The sequence below is a fragment of the Paenibacillus sp. H1-7 genome, assembly GCF_022354825.1.
Classification (GTDB): Bacteria; Bacillota; Bacilli; order Paenibacillales; family NBRC-103111; genus Paenibacillus_S.
Window position 1 is genome coordinate 5,639,868 of the sequence record NZ_CP031168.1, and the last position, 22,200, is coordinate 5,662,067.

General features: G+C 52.0%; 18 protein-coding genes. 1 reads left to right on the forward strand and 17 read right to left on the reverse strand.

Annotation, left to right across the window (positions count from 1 at the left end; translation table 11 throughout):
- Positions 1 to 3: 3 nt before the first annotated feature.
- The 9 genes from priA to DVH26_RS24860 form a co-directional block, all read right to left on the reverse strand.
- Positions 4 to 2,556: a primosomal protein N' gene (priA, locus tag DVH26_RS24820; protein WP_239626585.1), complete on the reverse strand. Its 2,553-nt coding sequence runs from the start codon at positions 2,554 to 2,556 to the stop codon at positions 4 to 6.
- Positions 2,557 to 2,564: 8 nt separating this feature from the next.
- A complete protein-coding gene (gene coaBC, locus DVH26_RS24825; RefSeq protein ID WP_239626587.1) occupies positions 2,565 to 3,767 on the reverse strand; it encodes a bifunctional phosphopantothenoylcysteine decarboxylase/phosphopantothenate--cysteine ligase CoaBC in 1,203 nt (400 codons plus the stop codon).
- A gap of 58 nt (positions 3,768 to 3,825) precedes the next feature.
- The gene (gene rpoZ, locus DVH26_RS24830; protein ID WP_239626589.1) at positions 3,826 to 4,041 is read right to left on the reverse strand and encodes a DNA-directed RNA polymerase subunit omega; all 216 of its coding nucleotides are present in this window, start codon (positions 4,039 to 4,041) and stop codon (positions 3,826 to 3,828) included.
- Positions 4,042 to 4,668 carry a guanylate kinase gene (gmk, locus tag DVH26_RS24835; RefSeq protein WP_239626591.1) on the reverse strand — a complete coding sequence of 209 codons (627 nt, stop codon included), beginning with the start codon at positions 4,666 to 4,668 and terminating at the stop codon, positions 4,042 to 4,044. It abuts the gene before it with no gap.
- Complete coding sequence (gene remA, locus DVH26_RS24840) at positions 4,652 to 4,912, reverse strand: extracellular matrix/biofilm regulator RemA (protein WP_009672664.1); 261 nt, start codon at positions 4,910 to 4,912, stop codon at positions 4,652 to 4,654. The genes gmk and remA overlap by 17 nt, the downstream gene beginning before the upstream one ends.
- 101 nt (positions 4,913 to 5,013) lie before the next feature.
- Positions 5,014 to 5,895: a YicC/YloC family endoribonuclease gene (locus DVH26_RS24845; protein WP_239626593.1), complete on the reverse strand. Its 882-nt coding sequence runs from the start codon at positions 5,893 to 5,895 to the stop codon at positions 5,014 to 5,016.
- Positions 5,896 to 5,932: 37 nt separating this feature from the next.
- The gene (locus DVH26_RS24850) at positions 5,933 to 7,825 is read right to left on the reverse strand and encodes a bifunctional homocysteine S-methyltransferase/methylenetetrahydrofolate reductase (RefSeq protein ID WP_239626595.1); all 1,893 of its coding nucleotides are present in this window, start codon (positions 7,823 to 7,825) and stop codon (positions 5,933 to 5,935) included.
- 69 nt (positions 7,826 to 7,894) lie between these two features.
- Positions 7,895 to 8,737, reverse strand: a complete 843-nt coding sequence (dapF, locus tag DVH26_RS24855; RefSeq protein ID WP_239626597.1) for a diaminopimelate epimerase — start codon at positions 8,735 to 8,737, stop codon at positions 7,895 to 7,897.
- A 174-nt stretch (positions 8,738 to 8,911) separates the two neighbouring features.
- Entirely contained in the window at positions 8,912 to 11,701 is a 2,790-nt protein-coding gene (locus DVH26_RS24860; protein WP_239626599.1) for a calcium-translocating P-type ATPase, SERCA-type, read from the reverse strand.
- 408 nt (positions 11,702 to 12,109) lie between these two features.
- On the opposite strand from DVH26_RS24860, the gene DVH26_RS24865 reads away from it, so the two are divergent.
- Positions 12,110 to 13,909, forward strand: a complete 1,800-nt coding sequence (locus DVH26_RS24865) for an Rqc2 family fibronectin-binding protein (protein ID WP_239626601.1) — start codon at positions 12,110 to 12,112, stop codon at positions 13,907 to 13,909.
- Between the two features lie 164 nt (positions 13,910 to 14,073).
- Here DVH26_RS24865 and DVH26_RS24870 read toward each other — a convergent pair whose 3' ends face one another.
- The 8 genes from DVH26_RS24870 to DVH26_RS24905 all read right to left on the reverse strand — a co-directional run bounded on the left by DVH26_RS24870 (position 14,074) and on the right by DVH26_RS24905 (position 22,171).
- The gene (locus DVH26_RS24870; protein WP_239626603.1) at positions 14,074 to 15,372 is read right to left on the reverse strand and encodes a UDP-glucose dehydrogenase family protein; all 1,299 of its coding nucleotides are present in this window, start codon (positions 15,370 to 15,372) and stop codon (positions 14,074 to 14,076) included.
- A gap of 28 nt (positions 15,373 to 15,400) precedes the next feature.
- Positions 15,401 to 16,288: a UTP--glucose-1-phosphate uridylyltransferase GalU gene (gene galU, locus DVH26_RS24875; protein WP_275590423.1), complete on the reverse strand. Its 888-nt coding sequence runs from the start codon at positions 16,286 to 16,288 to the stop codon at positions 15,401 to 15,403.
- Complete coding sequence (locus DVH26_RS24880; RefSeq protein WP_239626605.1) at positions 16,288 to 17,133, reverse strand: PHP domain-containing protein; 846 nt, start codon at positions 17,131 to 17,133, stop codon at positions 16,288 to 16,290. The genes galU and DVH26_RS24880 overlap by 1 nt, the downstream gene beginning before the upstream one ends.
- 77 nt (positions 17,134 to 17,210) lie before the next feature.
- Entirely contained in the window at positions 17,211 to 18,122 is a 912-nt protein-coding gene (locus DVH26_RS24885) for a selenium metabolism-associated LysR family transcriptional regulator (RefSeq protein ID WP_239626607.1), read from the reverse strand.
- 376 nt (positions 18,123 to 18,498) lie between these two features.
- Positions 18,499 to 18,936 carry a hypothetical protein gene (locus DVH26_RS24890; protein WP_239626609.1) on the reverse strand — a complete coding sequence of 146 codons (438 nt, stop codon included), beginning with the start codon at positions 18,934 to 18,936 and terminating at the stop codon, positions 18,499 to 18,501.
- A gap of 247 nt (positions 18,937 to 19,183) precedes the next feature.
- Complete coding sequence (locus DVH26_RS24895) at positions 19,184 to 19,450, reverse strand: YlbG family protein (RefSeq protein ID WP_239626611.1); 267 nt, start codon at positions 19,448 to 19,450, stop codon at positions 19,184 to 19,186.
- Between the two features lie 93 nt (positions 19,451 to 19,543).
- Complete coding sequence (locus tag DVH26_RS24900; RefSeq protein ID WP_239626614.1) at positions 19,544 to 20,005, reverse strand: YlbF/YmcA family competence regulator; 462 nt, start codon at positions 20,003 to 20,005, stop codon at positions 19,544 to 19,546.
- Between the two features lie 108 nt (positions 20,006 to 20,113).
- Entirely contained in the window at positions 20,114 to 22,171 is a 2,058-nt protein-coding gene (locus tag DVH26_RS24905) for an ABC transporter ATP-binding protein (protein WP_239635477.1), read from the reverse strand.
- Positions 22,172 to 22,200 lie beyond the last annotated feature (29 nt).

Below are 22,200 nucleotides of genomic sequence, written 5' to 3' on the forward strand. Positions count from 1 at the left end.
GAATTACATGAGAACTTGCGGATCCACATCTACGCTGATCGTTAGCTTGTGCTGTCTCTCCAGCTCCTCGAACGAGGCTACGGCGCGTTGAACCAAGCCGGATATGCTGGCTTCTCCCCGATATTTTATCATGCATTGAAACCGATATCTATCCTTGATTCGGGCGATTGGAGAGGCGACCGGGCCCAAAATTTCAATCGGCAGAGGCGACAGCTCCTGGGCAAGCTCCTTCAATCGCTGTGCTAACGATTCCGCCGTTCTCATCAGCAGCGGAACCTGTTCATGACTAAGCGTGATCAGGATCAGCCTATGAAACGGAGGGTACTCGTGGAGCTTGCGCAGCGTCATTTCTCTTTCCATGAAGCTGGAATAGTCGTGCCGGCTTGCGCTGATGATGCTGTAATGCTCAGGCGCATAGGTTTGAACGAAAACCTCACCGGGGAGCTCGTGTCTTCCCGCACGGCCCGCAACCTGTGTCAGCAGCTGGAACGTCCGTTCCGCCGCCCGGAAGTCGGGCAAATTAAGCACCGTATCGGCTGCCAGTGCCCCTACCAGGGTAACATGGGGGAAGTCGAGTCCCTTGGCAACCATTTGTGTTCCGAGAAGCACATCCGCCTGCCGGTTGCGGAACATCGTCAGCCATTTCTCATGAGAGCCTTTCTCGGTGGTAGTATCGACGTCCATACGTATGACGCGGATGCCGGGAAACAGCTTCCCGAGCTCCTCTTCGACACGCTGGGTCCCCGTCCCGAAATGGCGGATATGCTCGCTGCTGCAGCTCGGACATTCCGTTAGCTCGCGCTCGGCGTAGCCGCAATAATGACATCGGATGGCCCGAGAGCTTTGGTGGAACGTCAGCGAAATGTCGCAGTGGGGACATTGAGCTACGTATCCGCAAGAACGGCACATTACGAAAGTCGAGTAGCCTCGCCGGTTCAACAGCAGAACCGTCTGTTCTTTCTTGTTTAACCGTTCTTCTATCGCTTTATACAGAGCGCGGCTAAACATAGACCGGTTCCCAAGCCGAAGCTCCTCCCTCATATCTACTATATGAACTTTCGGGAGAGGGCGTCCCTCCACCCGCTTGTGCATCGTCAGCAATTCGAATCGCACTCTTTTATGAAGTGCTTGATCCGCAGCCGCTTCGGGCCCAGCGTTCCTTAGGGATGGTACTTCATATGATTGTGAGCCTTGATCTTTTAACGTTCCGTGGATGCTTTCGAGAGAAGGCGTAGCCGAACCCAGCACAACTACGGCATCGTGCATCGATGCACGGGCTACCGCCACATCGCGGGCATGATATTTGGGGCTCTCTTCCTGCTTGTAGGACGATTCGTGCTCCTCATCTATAATAATCAGGCCGATTTGTGTAAAAGGGGCAAAAATCGCCGACCGAGCACCAATGACGACCTTCACTTGCTTTAACATAATTTTGCGCCATTCATCATACCGTTCTCCATTGGACAACCGGCTGTGCATGACGGCAACCTGGTCGCCGAACCGCCCTTTGAACCGTTCTACCATTTGTGGAGTCAAAGAAATTTCCGGTACCAGAACGATAGCCTCTCTGCCTTGATTCAAGCAGGTTTGGATCGATTGCAAATACACTTCGGTCTTGCCGCTTCCGGTCACCCCATGAAGCAAAAACACTCTGTGCTCGCGACGGTCTACAGCTTGCGCTATACGTCCGAACACCTCCTGCTGTTCGGGCATCAATGGCAGCGGCTTCGTCTTGTTGAACGAGTTGTTCGCATATGGATCGCGGAACACCTCGACTTCCCGCAATGCCAGCCATCCCTTGTCCACCAGGCTCTTCACCGTTCCTGCGCTGATTCCGAGATCATTCAGCAGCTCGGTCAGCTTCACTGGAACCGGACGCTCGGCTAGGTATAGGAGCACTTCCTTTTGCTTGGCGGCTCTTGCCGGCAGCTGCTCCTCCCACTCCCGGAGCAGGCTTGGATCGTCGGGAGGAAATACGGTCAGCACCTTTTTCGCAGCCATCCGGTCTTTGATCATTTGAAATTCCATCAGCTGCCCTTCGGCAATCAGTTGTTTGATCAGCGCTCCGTCCGAGCTGAACTTGTTCAACAAAGCTTCGAGCTCGACCGAGCCCTTGTCGCGGACATAGTTGACGATATCCTGCTGTCTCGGGAACAAAATGACGGATTGCCCTTCCGAGCGCCCGGCATCAGCAGTCGGTTCTGCCGCACGCACATGTCTTTCGTACTTTGCTTTTAACGCTCCCGGTATCATCGCTTGCAGCGCCGTGATTTCGTGGCACAAATAGGTCCGGCTAATCCAGCGGCCCAGCTGCACCAGATCCGGCGTCAGCGGGGGATACAGATCCATCACTTCGGAGATGGGCTTGATTTTACCTGGATCCATATCCGGGCTCTGTTGCAGATCGACTACGAACCCTTGCAGCTTGCGGGGGCCAAAGGGGACGCCAACGCGGCTTCCTACCGAGACCCACTCGCGCATGGATTCCGGGATCCGATAATCAAAGGCGCGGTTCGTCTGCTTCGCAGGCACATCCACAATGACTTTTGCGTACATCAGTTCGGTCAGTCTCCCTTCTTTATCCGTTCGGCAACCTGAAGGAGCAAGCGGCGCGCCACTTCTTGCTTGGTCATGATGGGCAGTGCTTCGACCAATCCGTTCCCGTCGTAAATACGGACGATGTTCGTATCGTATCCGAATCCTGCTCCCTCCTGGGAGACATCATTGGCAACAAGCAGGTCGCAATTTTTTCTCTGCAGCTTGTCTAACGCATGCTCGTCGATGTTTTCCGTTTCCGCCGCAAAACCAACGATGAACTGGGTTGTTTTGTGCTGCCCCAGCGTTTGCAATATATCTTTATTTTTAACGAGCTGAATCGTCATAGCCTCGTCTTTTTTCTTGATTTTCTGCGTAGCGGTCTCCGCTGGACGGTAATCAGCCACCGCCGCCGCCTTGATCACGATATCGGTATCTCCGAACCGCTCCATCACCGCGTCCAGCATATCCTCTGCCGATTGAACGCGCACCGTACGGATACCGGGCGGAATATACGCGGAAGCTTTCCCTACGACGAGCGTGACGTCCGCCCCCATGATTCGCGCCGCTTCAGCAATAGCAAACCCCATCTTGCCGGACGAATCGTTAGTTAGATAACGGACCGGATCAATCCGCTCCACCGTGCCTCCTGCCGTCACCAGCACCTTCTTCCCATGCAGCAGCTGTTTCTCTGCGAAATACCGTTCGATCGCCTCGACGATCCTCTCCGGCTCCTCCAGCCTGCCCTTGCCGACATAGCCGCAAGCCAATTGGCCCGTTCCCGGCTCGACGAACAGCACGCCCCGGTCACCCAGCAGCTTCATATTGGCAATAACCGCAGGGTGCTCATACATATGAACATTCATGGCCGGAGCAACAAGAACCGGTGCCGTAGTTGCGAGCAGCGTCGTGCTGAGCATATCGTCGGCAAGCCCGTGGGCCATCTTGGCGATGATGTTGGCTGTCGCCGGTGCCACCACGAACAAATCGGCACGGTCCGCTAGATCGATGTGCGAAACGACCGAAGCATCCTTCTCGTCAAAGGTGTCGACAATAACATCATGACGCGATAACGTCTGAAACGTCAGCGGCGCAATGAATTTCGTAGCCGATTCCGTCATAATTACATACACTTCGGCTCCGGACTGCTTCAATTTACTGCATATTGCCGCCGCTTTATAGGCAGCGATGCCTCCACTGACACCAAGAACTATCGTTTTCCCTTTCAACATCCCGATCCACCCCCGTTATTCGAGAAAAAAATAACAACCGCAAGGGTTGTTGTGAAGGTTACTTGACCAATTCTTTAGTTGGCAGTTTTTCGTAGGAAATGTGTTCCTCGTAAATCTCTTCCAGTGCAAGACCAACGAATTTATGCGATCGTTTGTTGCGCACCTCGGATTTGGAACCGTCACGCAGCATTCTGGCCCGTTTGGCTGCCGCCACGACCAACGAATATTTGCTGTCCACTTTATCAAGCAGTTTATCGATAGAAGGATATAACATTTACTTCACCTCGGCCATCCATTGTTTGATTTTGTTAACCACTTTCTCTTTACGGCAATGCTCCGCCACGACAATTGCTTGTATCTTCGAACAGGCGTTCTCTACGCGGTCGTTAACGATAGCATAATCATAATGCTCCATGAGCTTGATTTCATCCATAGCGACGGACATCCGGTTGCGGATCGATTCTTCCGACTCGGTTCCACGTCCTACGATCCGGCTCTCCAGCTCATCCATGGATGGAGGGAGCAGGAATATAAATACGCCTTCAGGGAATTTTTGCTTCACCTTCAATGCGCCCTGTACTTCAATCTCCAATATGATATCTTTACCGGAGTTGATGGTCTCCTCGACGAATTTCCTCGGAGTTCCGTAGAAATTACCTACATATTCGGCCCATTCCAGCATTTGATCTTCCTCGATTAGCTGCTGGAATTGTTCCCTTGTCTTGAAAAAATAATTCACACCGTCTACTTCGCCCTGTCTCGCTTCGCGAGTCGTTGCAGATACCGAGTAGACCAGATCGGGAGTACACTGCCTGAGCGCTTTGCAAACAGTACCTTTGCCTACGCCGGATGGCCCCGATAGTACGATTAAAATCCCCTTTTCCTTACTCGTCATGATCATCGTCCTTATTAGAAAGTCGATGGGCCACCGTCTCAGGCTGAACCGCAGACAAGATGACATGATCGCTGTCCGTAATAATCACAGCACGTGTACGACGGCCATAGGTTGCGTCGATCAGCATGTGACGGTCGCGCGCTTCCTGGATAATTCTTTTGATCGGCGCCGACTCCGGACTCACGATGGAGATGATTCGGTTAGCGGATACAATGTTACCGAATCCGATATTGATTAGTTTGATTGCCATCTTGTTTCCTCCCAAAAGCTTTGCTTAGGCAAAGCTACTTCGTAAGCATTTGCTGAGCTTTCCCGCAGGGAAAGCTTACATCGTAAGCATTACTTAAGCTTCTACTCGATATTTTGAATCTGCTCTCTCATTTTCTCCAGCTCCGCCTTCATCTCGACAACCAGTGCGGTAAGTCCGGCATGGTTAGCCTTGGAGCCGATCGTGTTCACTTCCCTGTTCATCTCCTGTACAAGGAAATCGAATTTTCTTCCTATCGGTTCCGCAGATTGGAGCAGCTGCCTGCATTGCTGAAAATGACTTTGCAGCCTTGTTAATTCTTCATCCACATTGGCACGGTCCGCAAAAATCGCCACTTCCGTAGCCAGCCTCACTTCATCGATCACCGGCTGCTGGATCAGCTCTTGAATCCGAGAACGCAGCTTAAGCGCGTATTCCTGAACGCTTTGCGGACATAATATCCGAGCCTGCTCGAGCAAAGAGGCCATCGTCTCCACGCGTTGAGTTGTATCGGCAGCCAAATGACCGCCTTCCGACTCTCTCATCCGGATCAGCTGCTTCAGCGCATCGTTGATGCATGCCTTCCACACTTGCTCCGCTTCTTCATCCGGAATTGCCGCGGTTTCCTGCATTGTAATCAGCTCCGGAATCCGCAGAAAATCCTGAACGGTTAACGACCCCTCCAAACCGAATCGCACCTTCAATTGCTCGGCGGCCTGCCGATAGGCATCGGCCAAAGGCCAGTCGATTTCCATGGAACCTGCAGCATCCGTTTGTTTCTCGACCGTTACGAAAACGTCGATTCGGCCTCTCTTGATCTCCTGCTGTACCGCTCGCTTGAGAAGGTCTTCATACTTCAACCACTCTCGCGGCATCCGCACCTGAACTTCGCAATAACGATGATTCACGGATTTCACATCTATTTGAACGGTATACCCGGCAATCGATCGGCTTGCTTGTCCGAATCCGGTCATACTGCGAACCATGGCATTCACATCCATTATTCTATATTAATTCATTTTGTCAATGGGTACAAGTGGTAATAGCTTTACCCGATTTCTCCCATACGTAATTCGTCAATTGGACGGTCATTTCGTAGGAAAGGAACGGCGTCATCAAGTATATGCCGTTAAAATAGCTCATAGCCGTATCAAGCAATTCCTTCGCGATCTGCACGCCCATCGCGCGGCCTTCCTCACCCTTGAGATCGCCCATCCGCCGGCGCACTTCATCCGACAGCTGAATGCCCGGAACCTCGTTATGCAGGTACGTCGCATTGCCTCCGCTGGCTAACGGCATGATGCCGATGAAAATCGGAACGCTCAAATGCTTCGTAGCTTCATAGATTTTTTCTATCAATTCAGCATTATATACCGGCTGCGTCATAATGTAATCCGCTCCGGCTTCGATTTTGCGCTCCAACCGCTGCACGGCCTTCTCCAAGTACTTGACGTTAGGGTTAAATGCTGCGCCTACGATAAAGTTCGCTTTCTTCTTCAACGGTTTGCCGGAGAAAGCAACGCCTTCATTCAACTGCTTGATCATACGGATGATTTCAAACGAAGTCAAGTCATAAACCGAGCTGGAGCCCGGCAAATCGCCGAATTTAGCAGGATCGCCAGTAACGGCCAGCACATGATCGATATCCAAAGCGTGCAGGCCCATCATATGAGACTGCGTCCCTATCATATTGCGGTCGCGGCAAGCGATATGAATGAGAGGCCGGATTCCTGTCTGCTCCTTAACAAGATAACCTAGCGCGAGGTTGCTCATACGTGTAACCGCAAGAGAATTATCGGCCATGGTAATCGCATCGACTCTCGCCTCTTTGAGCGCATGAGCCCCTTCCATAAATTTGGCAATATCCAAATCGCGGGGAGGATCCAGCTCAACGATGACGGTATGACGCTGCTTCACCAGCTCGACGATACTTGGCTCCTTCGGCGGCGCAGCAGGCGGGGACACCGATGGCTCACGCTCCAATACCGCTTGAAGCCCTTTCGCCTCGGCCGCCAACTGAAGCTGTCCGACACGAGTCGCATCCGGCGTGTAGTCCGTCAACGCTTGAGCCATCGCAGCCACATGCTCCGGCGTCGTTCCGCAGCAGCCGCCGATGATCCGCGCACCCAAATCGGCAAACTTCAATGCCGTCTCGGCAAAATATTGAGGAGTAGCCGCATAAGTGAACCGGCCATCCACATAATCGGGAATGCCCGCATTCGGGAATACGGAGAAAGGCACCGGATCGTTCATCCCTGCCGCTTTCTCCAAAGAGCGAAGCAGGCCGTTCGGACCGCTGCGGCAGTTGAAGCCGACGACGTCCGCACCGTTTTGCTTCAGCTTCGTGAAGGCTTCGGCAAGCGAGACCCCGTCATGCGTAGAACCTGTTCCCTCCGTCGCAAATTGGCAAATTACCGGGAGCGTGCTCAGCTTGCGGACCGTTTTCAGCGCGATCAGCATTTCCTCCAAATCATAAAACGATTCCAGAAGCAATCCGTCGATCGGCGTATCGAGCAAAATCTCGATCTGCTGCCGCAGGTCTTCCTTCACCTTGGTCGTACGCACATTTTTCCTTCTGCCGGCACGGATGGAACCGACGGCGCCGACCACATAAGCATCGTTTCCGACCGCTTTGCGTGCAAGCTCCACACCTGCCCGGTTAATGGCTTCGACATCTTGCTCCAGACCGTATTTGGACAGCTTCTCCCGATTGGCAGAAAACGTATTCGTCTCTATAATCCGCGCACCCGCTTCATAATACCGGCGGTGTACGTCCATAATAACATCCGGCTTCAGCAAATTTAATTCCTCGTAGGAGATGCCGACTGGAAAACCCAGTTGATACAAGTAAGTCCCCATCGCTCCATCGCCGACCAATATATGCTGACGGAGCGCTTCCCTCAATTCTAGCTTCATGATCTATCCGTCTCTCCTTCCCCATGAAAATCACATGTATTCATATATGCATCCTTTTATCAATATGAACTAAACGGATACAATACCTTCGAACACCAGCTCTGCCGGCCCTGTCATGTATACATGATTGTCCTTCTCATCCCATTCGATGAACAAGTCGCCGCCCTTCAGCGACACCGTCGCAGAGCGGTTCGATTTCCCGTTCAGCACCGATGCTACCAGTGTGGCGCACGCGCCTGTACCGCAAGCCAGCGTAGGTCCGGCTCCGCGCTCCCATACTCGCATGTCCATGAAGTCGGAAGATTTGACCGTCACGAATTCGACGTTGGTCCGACGCGGAAAAAGCGGGTGCACTTCCAGTTTAGGTCCCCAAGCAGCAAGATCAAACGACGCAGCGTCGTCGACATAAATAACGCAATGCGGATTCCCCATCGATACCGCAGTGAATAAAAATTGCCGCCCGTCGACTTCAACCGGATGGTTCAATACCGGCTCCTGATCGACCGTCGTCGGCACCTCGATTCCTCTAAGGATCGGCTCGCCCATATCTACGCGGACCGCGATTACCCGCCCATTGTCCACCGTCAGCTGAACCTTCTGAGCCCCTGCTCCTATCGTTTCCACGGTCATTTCTTTGCGGGAAGCATCCACAAGCCCGTGCTCGTAAATGTATTTTGCTACGCAGCGGATGGCATTGCCGCACTGCTCGGACTCGGAGCCGTCGGAGTTGATAATGCGCATCCAGTAGTCCGCTTTATCGGAAGGAAGAATATATACAAGACCGTCCGCCCCGATGCCGAAAAACCGGCTGCACAAACGGACGGCAAGCTCGCTTGCATCCGCCGGAAGCTCGTTTTCCCCCGAAACGACGATAAAATCGTTGCCCAAACCATGCATTTTCGTAAATTTCATCGTAGTTCTCCTCTGCTTTCGATCATACTCCCGTATTCTCTCGGTTTAGCCAATATCATAACTTAAAAATGAGGGAATGCATAGTTTTTCCGCAAAATTTTACCCTATTTCGGCCGTAAAAGCAAAAAAACGGCTTATGGGCATGTTTCCCATAAACCGTTGTCTTAATGGCCCTTATCGGGCTACCGGTTTGGCGCTGCCGTACCTCATTTGCTTGCGCTTGGAGGGCTTGCTCATGACGCTGCCGATTCCCATCAGGAACGTAGGGATGCCGGCGAAGACGAGCACAATGATCCAATCCATCCAATTAAGCGGAACCGTCTTGAAAATCGGCTGCAGCTGCTCGACATACAGCACAGCCAGCATCAGCACAAGCGAGGAAATGACGGCCAGCACCAAATATTTGTTTTGAAGCGGGTTGCGGTGGAAGATCGAACGGGAGCTGCGGCAGTCGAAGACATGAATGAGCTGCGCCATAACCAACGTAGCGAACGCCACCGTCTGTGCTTTAACCAAAGAAGAGCCTTCCACAGATCCTCCCTGCTGAAGCATGATGATAAATGCGGCGAGTGTGCATATGCCGATGAGAATGCCGCGGCTGATGATTTTCCAGCCAAGCCGGCGGGCAAAAATGTTCTCGCGCGCTGGACGCGGCTTTTGCTGCATCAAATCCTTCTCCGCCTGATCCACCCCTAGCGCCATCGCAGGCAGCCCGTCCGTGACCAGGTTGACCCACAGGATTTGGATCGGCACTAACGGCAGTGGAAGCCCGGCCATCATCGCCAGGAACATCGTCATGATTTCGCCGACGTTCGAGGCGAGCAGGTAACGGATAAATTTGCGGATATTCTCGTAGATTCCGCGTCCTTCTTCAATCGCCGCAACGATAGTAGCGAAGTTGTCGTCGCTCAGTACAAGCGATGAAGCTTCCTTCGACACATCCGTTCCGCTGATTCCCATAGCGATGCCGATATCGGCCGCTTTAATCGCCGGGGCGTCGTTTACGCCATCGCCTGTCATGGCGACTACATGTCCTTTTCTTTGCAGCGATTTGACGATCCGCAGCTTATGCTCCGGCGATACGCGCGCATAGACGAATGCATCGTCCACGGATTTGTCCAGTTCGTCGTCGGACATTTGGCTCAACTGCTGCCCGTTCAATGCAATGCCGCTGTTCGGAGGCAAGATACCGAGCTGTCTGGCGATAGCTTCCGCTGTCGATTGATGATCGCCGGTAATCATGACAGTCTTAATTCCCGCTTTACGGCATTTGGAAATGGCGTCGCGTACCTCTTTACGAGGGGGGTCGATCATGCCGGTCAAGCCTACGAAGATGAGGCTGTGCTCTACATCCTCCTCGGCGTCGAAGCGCTCCGTCGGCTTAACATCGCGGTAAGCCACTCCGAGAACGCGCAGCGCGTTTTTGGCCATGCCTTCGTTAGCGGCCAGCACTTTTTGCTTAAGCGTCGGCGTGAAAGGGATGACTCTATCGTCCCACAGCACATAGGAGCACTGCTGCAGCAGCACGTCGGGAGCTCCTTTGGTGCAAACCATGCGTCCCCCTTGGTGCTCCACCAAGACCGACATCCGCTTCCTCTCGGAATCAAACGGATATTCGCTGATTCGCGTATACAGCCCGCCGATCGATTCATGGGTCATGCCGGCTTTGGCGCCAAGCACCACCAGCGCACCCTCGGTCGGGTCCCCTTTAATGTTCCACATCGTTTCCCGCTCTTCGCTTGCTTGCTTCTTGCGTTTCGTTTCTGCTGCTTTATCCTCAACCAGCACTGCATTGTTACATAGAACGGATACTTGAAGCAGCCTGCGAAGCATTTGATTTTTGCGCAGATCGACATGATGTCCTTGCTGTAAAATGTCGCCGTGCGGGTCGTAGCCGTCGCCCGTTACTTCCAATATATTGCCGCCGAGCCACAAATGAGTGACCGTCATTTTGTTTTGCGTCAGTGTTCCCGTTTTGTCCGAGCAAATAACGGAGGCGCAGCCCAGTGTCTCTACAGAAGGAAGCTTGCGCACGATCGCCTTGCGCTGAATCATCCGCTGCACACCTAACGCCAAGGCGATAGTAACGATAGCCGGAAGCCCTTCGGGAATGGCGGCTACTGCGAGGCTGACCCCGGCGAGGAACATTCCGTACGGTTCTTGTCCATGAACGATACCGGCAATGACAACAACAACGGTCAACGCTAACGCCACGATGATCAAAATTTTGCCGAGCTGCTCCAAGCGATGCTGCAGCGGCGTTTCCATGGATTCGGTGCTTTGGATGAGATCGGCGATTTTGCCCATCTCGGTATTCATGCCGGTACGAACAACAACGCCGCGGGCTGTTCCGCGCGTAATCATCGTCCCCATAAAACCAAGGTTGCGCTGGTCACCGAGCGGCACTTCATCCCCGCTCAGCGCATCCGTATGCTTGCTTACCGGAACCGACTCTCCAGTCAGCGCCGACTCCTCTGCGTACAAGCCGTTCGCTTCCAGGAAGCGGATATCTGCCGGAACACGGTCGCCGCTCTCCAAAACGATTAGGTCGCCGGGAACAAGCTCTCGTGCCGGTACCTGCTCCACGATGCCGCCGCGCAGCACCTTGGCGTGGGGGGCCGACAGCTCCTTCAAAGCCCGCAGCGAACGCTCCGCCCGGAACTCCTGCACGAAGCCCAGGATTCCGTTCATGATAATAATGGCCACAATCGTGATGGCATCCAGGTATTCGCCAAGAAGTCCGGAAATTAACGTCGCCCCCATCAGCACAAGCACCATGAAGTCTTTAAACTGGTTAAGGAAAAGGGAGACCGGCGATATCTTTTTCCCTTCGGATAATTCATTCCGTCCGTGCTCCGTCAAACGTCTCTCCGCCTCTTCTAAAGAGAGTCCTTTTGACGGTTCGATCTGCTGCGTTTGCAAAATGTCCTCTGCCGTCATTTGATACCACTGCTTGTGACCCATCTGCTCATTCCCTCCCAAAAGGTTGTGCCCAAGGCTGTTCTCATGTCCTCTGACACAGGACAACAGGACATCCTCATTAAAAATGTGTTTAAAAAGTTCGTCTTCAGAACCGAGAAGGTTGGACGAAAATCGAGGAAGGAGGAACGGAGCGTAGGGAAACCTACGTGAGTACCGGACTTCCCGATTTCGTTCAAGATTCGATGCCGAATTTCTTCACGATTCACTTCATTATCAAGGCGGACTTTTTAAACATCCTCTTTTAGTAAATGTATTCAGACAAGCTGCAAAATAGCACAAAGGAAAACAGACTTAAGTTTTTGCCGAAAATATGGCATGATAGAGAGTGTCGAATTTTTGCAAGCCCGTTTCTATTATCCTTTGATTTGACTGAATGGAGTTGTCATTGAAATGTCTTTAGACGGACTGGTCGTCCACAGCCTGGTTAACGAGCTGCAAAGCTGTGTGGGCGGCAGAATCAATAAAGTGCACATGCCATCGGAGCACGACATCGTGCTGCAGCTGCGCGCGCAAGGCAGCAACCTGAAGCTGCTTTTGTCGGCGAATCCGACGTATCCGCGGGTTCATTTCACCGAGCAAAGCTTCCTTAATCCTATGGAAGCGCCGATGTTTTGCATGCTGCTCCGCAAGCATTGCGAAAGCGGGATAATCGAGAGCGTCACGCAGCCCGGTTTGGAGCGGGTGATCCATATCCAGGTCAGACAGCGGGATGAGCTTGGCGATGTCAGCAGCAAGACGATCGTCATCGAAATTATGGGACGCCACAGCAACATTATTTTATTGGATCCGGCAACCGGATCTATTGTGGACGGTATCCACCACGTCACCCCTGCGATCAGCAGCTACCGGATTGTCATGCCGGGCAGCAAATATGTCTCACCTCCCGAGCAGCATAAGGAACTGCCGCTCGATCTCGACAGAGAACGTTTCGTGTCGCTTATGACAAGCCCGCTTCCTGCTCAGGAAGACGCGGAAGATACAGGAAAGCCTGCCGCCCGTTCGGATGAAACTTGGGAGCAGCGGATCGTGAACCGTCTCAGCGGCTTCAGCCCGCTGGTTGCCAAAGAGCTTGTCTTTCGCTGTCAGCCGCCGCTTACGGAAGCCAACACTCCGGAGGCTAACGCAGCCTTGCTGTGGGAGCCGTTTCATTCTTTAATGGAGCAGCTCCGTCAGGGAGGAACGACGCCGAACATTACGGAGCGTGAGTCTACAGGCAAGTCTTCCTTCTCCATTACCGAGCTGACGCACATTGGAGGAGTTGTTCGAAGGTTCGCATCCGTTAGCGAATGCCTTGAAGCGTTCTATGGAGACAAAGCGGAGCGGGATACCGTCAAGCAGCGTGTATCCGACCTGCTTCGTTTTCTTCAGAATGAGCGGAGCAAAAACATCAAGAAGCTGGAGAAGCTGCAAGAAACGATGGAGGACGCCAAGGATGCAGACAAATTCCGGATTCTTGGCGAGCTTCTTACGGCTTCCATGCATCAGATTCAGAAAGGCGATACGTCGGTCGAGGTCGTCAACTATTATGATGAAGAGCAGCGTCCGATCCGCATCGAGCTAGACCCTCTTATGACCGCTTCGGAAAATGCTCAGCGCTATTTCAAGAAATACACGAAGGCTAAGAACAGCCTGATTGCCGTTCATGAGCAAATGGAGCAGACGGAAAGTGAAATCGTCTATTTGGATAATCTGCTTCAGCAGCTTGGCTCTGCATCGCTGGGAGATATCGAGGAAATTCGCGAGGAATTGATTGAGCAGGGCTATATTCGCGACCGCAGCAAAAAAACGCGCAAAAAGAAGCCTAACCAGAAGCCGGCCTTGTCCTGCTTTACTTCAAGCGAAGGAATTCCTATCTATGTAGGAAAGAACAATACGCAAAACGAATATTTGACCAACCGGCTTGCTCAATCGGCGGATACTTGGCTGCATACGAAGGACATTCCGGGCTCCCATGTGGTCATCCGAAGTCAGCAATTCGGGGAACCGACACTGCATGAGGCCGCACAGCTCGCCGCTTTCTTCAGTCAAGCCAAGGAATCGAGCCAGGTTCCGGTCGACTTTACACTGATCAGACACGTCCGCAAGCCTAGCGGCGCCAAGCCGGGCTTCGTCATTTACGATCATCAAAAAACGTTGTTTGTCACTCCGGATACAGACGCCATCAAACGGATGCCTGTAACAGTAAAATGAGAAAAACCTCTATCGGGGTCCTTCACAGAGGAGCGACCGCGTTTAGAGGTGGTTTTTATCGCCAAATAGAATTTTGCATCCAATGATCTCGGGATCTTGTAAATTCTATTGTGGTAAAAGAACCTCCCTTCCGCCAATGAAGCGGTTTGGAGGTTCTTTACTCTTTATGGCCTGCCTACCGAGACATAATGGAAGCCTAAGCACCTTATGGTATCGGCTTGCAAGCAATTTCTCCCGTCTATGATAACCGGCGAGCGAAGCAGCTGATGAACTTCAGCATAATCCAACGATTTCACGGTATCCCATTCCGTCGTAATTACCATGGCATCCGCATCTTGCAGAGCCTCATACGGATCCGTGCAGCAGACTGCACGGGGGATGAGAGGCGCCGCCGCTTGCGCAGCGACTGGATCGTAGGCGCGGATCTGCGCCCCTTTGGCCAACAGCAGCTCGATAATATCGAGGGCGGGTGCGTCCCGCAAATCGTCCGTATCCGGTTTGAACGTAAGCCCCATCACGGCCAGCTTCAAGCCGTTAACATCCCCGCCAAGCGCTTGTTCGACCTTATCGGCAAACCGTTCCCGTTGAAGCCGGTTCACTTCGATGACGGCGCGCATGATTTTGAAATCGTAGTCCGCGTGCTCGGCAATCTTAAGCTGCGCTTTCGTATCTTTAGGAAAGCAGGAGCCTCCGTAGCCGATGCCCGGCCGCAAGAAATGCGTCCCGATGCGTTTATCCATCCCCATGCCTGCAGCCACAAGCTCTACGTTGGCACCGACCTTTTCACACAGATTGGCCATCTCGTTAATGAAAGAAATCTTCGTAGCCAGGAAGGCATTGGATGCATATTTAATCAGCTCGGCGCTTTCCCGGTCCGTGAACAGTACAGGCGCGCCATACGGTTCGTGCAGACGGGCAATTCGATCTGCCGCCTCCTGTTCCGTCGCCCCGATGACGATGCGGTCCATATGGAACGTATCCCGTACGGCGGAACCTTCGCGAAGAAATTCAGGGTTCGAGACGACGGAAAATAATGCTTCCGGATTATACTCCCGGATGAGGTTTTCTACCCTGCGGGCCGTACCGACCGGAACCGTGCTCTTCAGCACAACGATGGTATAGCCTTCCATCGCCATTGCAATCTGTATCGCCGCGCTGGTAACTTGACTTACATCTACTTGCCCGTCTTCCATCGAAGGAGTACCGACGGCAAGAAATACTATATCGGACCCGGATACTGCCAGGGCCGTATCGGAAGTAAAGGAAAGACGTCCCCGCTGCAGATTAGTTTGCACCAGCTGCTGCAGATCAGGCTCGTATATCGGCAGTTCCGCTCGGGACAAGCTTTGGATTTTATCGGCATCCTTATCGACGCAAACAACATGATGACCTATCTCCGAAAAGCACGTTCCAGACACTAATCCCACATACCCGGTTCCAATGACAGCGATCCTCTCTCCCATGCGTCCCCTCCGTGTGCGCCGGTTTAGATTACCAGTTGTTTCTCCAAGGGTCGGTCAGCTGCCGCAAGTACGCTTTGAGCGCTCCTTGAAGATCAGCTCTTTGCAGCGCAAATTCGATCGTCGCCTCGATATAACCAAGCTTGTCACCTACGTCATACCGCTTGCCCTGCAGCGGATATACAACCATTTGCCGCTCTTGATTCAGAATGCGAAGGGCATCCGTCAGCTGAATTTCTCCGCCTCTGCCCGGCTCGCATTTTTCTAGAATGCCGAATATTTCAGGAGTAATAATATACCTTCCGATCACGGCCAAATTTGAAGGCGCTTGATCTCGATCCGGCTTTTCCATCAAATCTTCGATATATTGAAATTCCCCGGTTCCCGTATTCCGGGAAGGAGATACAATCCCGTATTTATCTACTTCTTCCCAAGGTACCTCCTGAGCTGCAATAACCGTTGTCTCTGTCTGCTCGAACAAATCGATCATTTGCTTCAGACAGGGCGGCTCGGACTGGATAATATCGTCTCCCAGCAGGACGGCGAACGGCTCATTCCCAATAAACTTGCGAGCGCACAAAACGGCATGCCCCAGGCCGAGCGGCTGCTTTTGGCGAATGTAGTGAACGTCGGCAAGATTGGAAACTTCGCGAACGATTTTCAAGAGCTCCTGGTTTCCCTTCTCCTCGAGCATCATCTCAAGCTCTATCGACTTGTCAAAATGATCCTCGATTGCTCGCTTGTTCCGGCCGGTGACAATCATAATATCTTCGATTCCCGACGCAATCGCTTCCTCTACGATATACTGGATCGCGGGCTTATCTACGATCGGGAGCATTTCCTTAGGCTGAGCCTTGGATGCCGGCAAAAAACGGGTGCCGAGTCCCGCGGCTGGAATAATGGCTTTTCGCACTTTCATTATGACTTCCTCCTAGCGTGCTGAAGTTGCTCGATTACGGCAATGCCAATTCTCCTTGCTCCGATTGGAGCATGGAATACGACACCGCCCCGTTCGCCATGGAAGTCCGATCCGGCTGTAACAATCAGATTGTATTGTTCAGCAAGCCGTTGATAACCTTCCTCCTGCTCCGGGGTATGATCGGAGTGATATACCTCCAGACCGGCAAGGCCTTGATCCGCAAGCTCTCCAATAAGCTCATCCATACCGTACAGGCCGGGATGAGCGAGTACCGGCGCGCCTCCTGCTTCTATAATCCACTGAACGGCGGTTGCCGGCTCGATCCGAGGCGGATTGATATACGCCGCACCGTCCTTGCCCAAATACCGGTCGAAGGCTTCCGCCATGTCGGCCACGTATCCTTTGCGGACCAAAGCGTCGGCTATATGCGGTCTGCCGATGGTTTCATCATTCTTCTTGGCCGCCTTCAACGATTCCAGTACATCGTCCATCGAAATTTCGATCCCCAGCTTGTTTAATTGCTCCAATATCATATCGTTGCGACGGTCGCGCACCTGGCGCAGCTCCGCCAACCGGTTCAATAAGGTTTCATCTGTATGATCTATGTAATATCCGAGGACGTGGACGTCCATTCCTTTAACGACCGTGCTGATTTCTACTCCCGGAACTACCGTAATTCCATACTGCAGTCCGGCTTCGAGAGCCTCCCGAATTCCCGCCACGGTATCGTGATCGGTGATGGCTATCGCCCCGAGACCCACTGCAGCCGCCAGTCTGACGTTATCGGTCGGTGGCTGGGTTCCGTCGGAAGCCAATGTGTGAGAATGCAAATCTGCATACAGCATATACGACTTTCTCTCCTTTACCATATCGAACAATGATTAACGCAGTATGAAGCGAATGTGTAGACTAAGTAAACATTTTACAGCCATTGGCTTAAATCCCGTTCACGAAGAAACGAGACGAAGGTGACGGCCGAAATCGGCAAGATCGTCGAGTTCAAGTAAATAGCGTAGAAGCTCCGCGAAAAACGGATCCCTTCCATACTTTTCACCTTGAGTACGCCAAGCGCCGCTTCGTGCTTTACGGACGATTGGGACAAGATGGACAGACCGAGCCCCGCCTCGACAGCCGATTTGACGGCCCCGGTGCTTCCGAGCTCCATAACGACATTCATGTCGGCCGGATTGTATCCGGCTCTCTCCAGCTCCTCTTCCATGACCCTTCGCGTTCCCGAGCCTTGCTCCCGCAGCACGAAAGGATATTTCAGCACATCGTCCATCCGTACCGATTCCTGCTCCGCCAATGGGTGATCCGGCGGTATGATCAGCATCAATTCATCGTTCATTACCGCTTCCGTATGCACATCCGGATGCTTGATTTCCGCCTCGACCAGACCGAAATTCAATTGGTGGTTCAATACCTCATCCAATATTTGTTTCGTGTTGATAACCTTCATGCTGATCGAAATATTCGGATACTCCTTGCCGAAAGGACCGAGCAATCGCGGTAAAATATACTCGCCTACCGTCATGCTGGCACCCAGATATAACCGGTCCTCCAGCATATGAGTAAACTTGGACATGCTGATTTCTGTCTCCTTCATAAGCTCGATGCTGCGCTTGGCATAAGGAAGCAGCGTTTTTCCCGCTTCCGACAGCTCTATTTTTTTCGTCGAGCGGATGAACAGCTTCGTCCCGAAATATTCCTCCAGCGATTGAACCTGCATCGTTACGGCCGGCTGCGTCATATGAAGCGCCTGCGCCGCATGAGAAAAGCTACCTTTCTCGGCAACTGTATAAAAGATGTGAAGCTGATGAAAGTTAAGAGCCATTGCCTACCTCCGGTTGCTTGGTAGCCCTATTATAACAAAGAACCGCCCCCCTCAAAAGCGCAAGTCGGAAGCGAATACATTACCCGGTCCACATTCAATGGTAATAAAACCTCTACCGAGGCTTTCCATAGAGCAACCTTAAGCTTTTACTTAAACAAAACTCGCTTCGTAAGCATACAAGCATGTTTTATCACCGAATAGAATTAATTTGGATTTTTTTCCAGCATGGTATGAAAGTCGCAGCAACAATTGAGACCGAACATCCCTGTGTACGAAGGCATGCGGATAGTCCCATTCGTATAACAGCCGTTAATGAAAAAAGAGCGTTCCGCGGGCAAGCGGAGCGCTCCTGAAAGGACCGAATCGTTCGGGTCATTTATCTGCGTTTACGGCTATTTTTGATTAATGTCATTCTGCGGGAATGGCGAAGCCACGAGTAGTACGACTTCAAATCCCTCAGCTCAATCGTCTCGGACATTCGGCCTAAGAAGGTTACGACGACCATCCGATGAAGTAAAGGGCGGCCGAGAGGAACATCCAGATCGTAGGGGGAGAATTCCGCTACCATCACGAGATCGTCCTCGATCAAATATACATCCTCGCCATTTTTATAATAAGACTTGATTTGTCCTTCTCTAAGCCTGTTCCATAAAAAAGCGCAAATATCGTCAAACCCGGTTTTACGGGATTCCACCCGGTCCGCCCAGCGCTGCCTGGCATGATTGGTAATAACGATATCCGTAATGTTCTTCTCGCCTAATGCAATGTAATAGGGCTCGTGGTTGCTTGAACGGTGTGCTATTTTATCTCTCATAAATCACAACCCCTCACCTAGCAAAATAGTTCTTTACGCCTATGTACAAAATGAATGCATTTTCATTTTACTTGATTTAAAATAGGTTGCCAAATAAAAAAATCTTTAGAATTCATTCGCAGGAAGGAATTTAGCACTATGTATCAGGTTCATGGAGTGTATTATGGTGAAAAAAATCCCCACAGAGCCTGAAACATTCAGATTCCGTGAGGACTGTTGGACTATTTTATAGTTCTATGTAACCCGATTACATCGTGTAAAATCTCGTTTTGTCCGGCATGTTGCTGGTATATTCCGTCTTGATTTCGTTGCGGTAAGACCGCTCCACCTTTTTGACGAAAGGCAGCTTCTGAAGCTGCTTCATCGTTTCATCCAGCTTGCTGGAATGAACATACATCGCCGCGTAGTGCATTTTCTTCGATATAAAGTGAACGCTTCCATAGCGCTCCAGCTGTTTGCCCGCTGCTTTTAAATCGCTGAACCATACAATTAACCCGCTTCGATCCGTAAACATGTGCCAACCCTTCTTTCATTAGAGAGAATGGGAGGATAAGCCTAAGTGCGTAATGACCGCCGGGCCATCCTCCCGAGTATAGATATTATTAGTTTAACCGCAGCTGCCGGAGCAGCCGCCTCCCGTGGAACAGCTGCCTGATGCACAGCCGCCCCCTGAATCGCGGAGATCGTTGCTTGGGACTTTAATCGTCTCGGAGACGCTGCGTGCTATCGTTTCGGATACCGTGTACAGCAGATCATCCAGACGCTGCTCAGCCTCCTTGAACCGTCTTACGGCTTCCAGGCTGTCCAGCTGCTCCTGAATGGATTTCGCTTGCTCCAGGGCATGATGATAGTCCGGATGGAAATGTCCGAACCGTTCACATTCCTCGAACAGCTCCTTTTTCTTCTGAAACTGTCTCATCAGCTGCATAACCTGCGGGTCTTCGTCTTTCTTTTGCTTCCAATATAAGTAATCCGCCGTCTCCGCGGAGCTCTTGATCATATCCCCCAAGTCGTATGCCTGCATCAAAATGGCAGACATATCCAACGTTTGGGCTTCCATTACTGCCATAATCGCACCTGCCTTATCATTTAAGTTTCATCTTGATCAGACAAGTCTATCATAACACACATTGTGCCCATTTGTTGCATCAATATTTCATCCTGAATTTGGGGAGTGCTATCCATGGCTCGCAACTGGCTCTCCTTGCTGGATACGATACATTTGCCGGTATTTTCCCTCAAGCTCCATCAATTCGTCGTGGTTGCCGCGCTCTACAATTTCACCTCGATCTAGCACGAGAATCAGGTCGGCATTTCGAATGGTCGACAGGCGATGAGCGATAACAAACGTCGTCCGGCCTTTCTTCACGACGTCGAGCGCTTGTTGTATGACCGCTTCCGTTTCCGTGTCGATGTTCGACGTGGCTTCGTCCAAGATCAGAATCGCCGGATCAAAGGCAAGCGCCCGGGCAAAAGAAATCAACTGCCGCTGTCCCGCCGACAGCGTGCTTCCTTTCTCGATAACCGGCTCATCGATGCCAAGCGGCAAATGACGAAGCAGCGGCGCGGCGCCAACGTCAGCCAACGCTTTTTCAATGGTCTCCCGCGTTATGGATGCGTCGCCCAATGAAACATTGGATGCAATCGTACCGGTGAAAAGAAACGGGTCCTGCAGCACAATCCCCATATGCTGGCGAAGCGTTTGCCGCGGCAGCTCCATTGTATCCTTTCCGTCGATGGTAATACGACCTTCCTCCGGATCATAGAAGCGGAACAACAAATTCAGTATCGAGCTCTTCCCCGAACCCGTATGTCCTACCAGCGCCACGGTTTGGCCCGGCTTCGCTTCAAAGGATATCCCTTTCAGCACAGGCTCATTCTCCTTGTATGAGAACTTCACATTGTCGAATACAACATGACCCTTGTAACGTTCAATACGGTGGTCCGATACGTCCTCGCCCGCCTGATCCGTTAGCGCGAATACCCTTTCCGCAGAGACGAGCGCTCTTTCCATATTAGGGAGCTGGTTGACGATATTCACCATCGGCTGGAACAGCCGGTTCAAATAGTCGACGAACGCATAGAGTACCCCGAGCGAGACCAGTCCCGCTCCACTGTTCAGTGACGCTCCCCCGAAATACCATATTAACGCAACCAGTGCCGTATTCCGGATCACGCCGACCAAATTATGTCCGGTCCAGGAATTCAAGCTGAGCAGCTTGTTTTGATATTGAAACAGCTTCGTATTATACTGCTCGAATTCCTCTTCCGTCCTCCGTTCTTTTCGGAACGCCTTTATAATGGTCATTCCTTGAATCGACTCGTTAATCATGCCGTTAATATCGCTCACCGTCACACGGATGATGCGGTTGAATTTTTTGGCCGTCCGGCCGTACACATAGATCCAGCCGGCCAATGCCGGAATAATGAACAGACAGATCGCCGCGAGCCTCGCGTCAAGAATGAAGAGCGCGATAAAGATCCCCGCCATATGGATCGTACCGGTGAAAAAGTTGGACAGGACGTTGACGTACAGGTCACGAATCGATTCGGTGTCGTTCGTTATTCTTGATACGACCTTCCCTGCCGGGAGGTTGTCGAAATAACGGATCGGCAGCCGGTTCAGCTGCGCGAATACGTCGTTGCGCATCTGCCGAATGATGCGGTTAGCCGAGCTTTGCAAGAAGTAATGCTGCCCGTAGGCAAACAGCGCGGATATAGCAAGCAAGCCCATGTAAAGCCAGCATAAGCGAAGCAAGCCGGCCAATTCGGGGCGATAAAAGCTGTACAGCTCATCGCGTGTGAGCATGGAAGCGGGATAGGTGTTCTTCTCGCCGCCCCTGGCTATCTCCACTTTCCCGTCACCCGCGACAGATCTTTCGCCGTCCCCTGCAATGGACTGAGGGATAAAGTAATAATTGCGTTCAATTTGCAAAATACGTACTTCCGCTCCGCGCGATTCGCCTTCAGTGAACCGGTCCTCTCTCTTATACAGCTTCGTGCCGTAAGCAACCGTGCTGCCGCCTGCAGCGGCTGTCTCGTACCAAGGCTTCTCAATCCCGGATATGTGCACGTCAATGATCCGCTTGGCAATCAGAGGTCCTGCCAGATCGGTTGTCACGGCGATAGCCAGCATGACCAGTGCTATAAGCAGCTGCTTCTTGAATTGAACCGCATAAGATAACAGACGTCTTACCGTTCTTTTCTTGGTTCCGCTACCCAGCTCCTGCTCCATCTCGTAATCCAGGCTTTCGGTGTAATCGC

Bases quoted from the DNA above. Each gene is read 5' to 3' on its own strand.
- priA (WP_239626585.1), bottom strand. From the start codon at position 2,556: ATGTACGCAAAAGTCATTGTGGATGTGCCTGCGAAGCAGACGAACCGC.
- DVH26_RS24845 (WP_239626593.1), bottom strand. From the start codon at position 5,895: ATGGTTCGCAGTATGACCGGATTCGGACAAGCAAGCCGATCGATTGCC.
- DVH26_RS24860 (WP_239626599.1), bottom strand. From the start codon at position 11,701: ATGGGTCACAAGCAGTGGTATCAAATGACGGCAGAGGACATTTTGCAA.
- DVH26_RS24880 (WP_239626605.1), bottom strand. From the start codon at position 17,133: ATGCTGTATGCAGATTTGCATTCTCACACATTGGCTTCCGACGGAACC.
- coaBC (WP_239626587.1), bottom strand. From the start codon at position 3,767: ATGTTGAAAGGGAAAACGATAGTTCTTGGTGTCAGTGGAGGCATCGCT.
- DVH26_RS24865 (WP_239626601.1), top strand. From the start codon at position 12,110: ATGTCTTTAGACGGACTGGTCGTCCACAGCCTGGTTAACGAGCTGCAA.
- galU (WP_275590423.1), bottom strand. From the start codon at position 16,288: ATGAAAGTGCGAAAAGCCATTATTCCAGCCGCGGGACTCGGCACCCGT.
- DVH26_RS24895 (WP_239626611.1), bottom strand. From the start codon at position 19,450: ATGTTTACGGATCGAAGCGGGTTAATTGTATGGTTCAGCGATTTAAAA.
- DVH26_RS24850 (WP_239626595.1), bottom strand. From the start codon at position 7,825: ATGAAGCTAGAATTGAGGGAAGCGCTCCGTCAGCATATATTGGTCGGC.
- DVH26_RS24905 (WP_239635477.1), bottom strand. From the start codon at position 22,171: ATGGAGCAGGAGCTGGGTAGCGGAACCAAGAAAAGAACGGTAAGACGT.
- DVH26_RS24885 (WP_239626607.1), bottom strand. From the start codon at position 18,122: ATGGCTCTTAACTTTCATCAGCTTCACATCTTTTATACAGTTGCCGAG.
- dapF (WP_239626597.1), bottom strand. From the start codon at position 8,737: ATGAAATTTACGAAAATGCATGGTTTGGGCAACGATTTTATCGTCGTT.
- gmk (WP_239626591.1), bottom strand. From the start codon at position 4,668: ATGATCATGACGAGTAAGGAAAAGGGGATTTTAATCGTACTATCGGGG.
- DVH26_RS24900 (WP_239626614.1), bottom strand. From the start codon at position 20,005: ATGGCAGTAATGGAAGCCCAAACGTTGGATATGTCTGCCATTTTGATG.
- remA (WP_009672664.1), bottom strand. From the start codon at position 4,912: ATGGCAATCAAACTAATCAATATCGGATTCGGTAACATTGTATCCGCT.
- DVH26_RS24870 (WP_239626603.1), bottom strand. From the start codon at position 15,372: ATGGGAGAGAGGATCGCTGTCATTGGAACCGGGTATGTGGGATTAGTG.
- DVH26_RS24890 (WP_239626609.1), bottom strand. From the start codon at position 18,936: ATGAGAGATAAAATAGCACACCGTTCAAGCAACCACGAGCCCTATTAC.
- rpoZ (WP_239626589.1), bottom strand. From the start codon at position 4,041: ATGTTATATCCTTCTATCGATAAACTGCTTGATAAAGTGGACAGCAAA.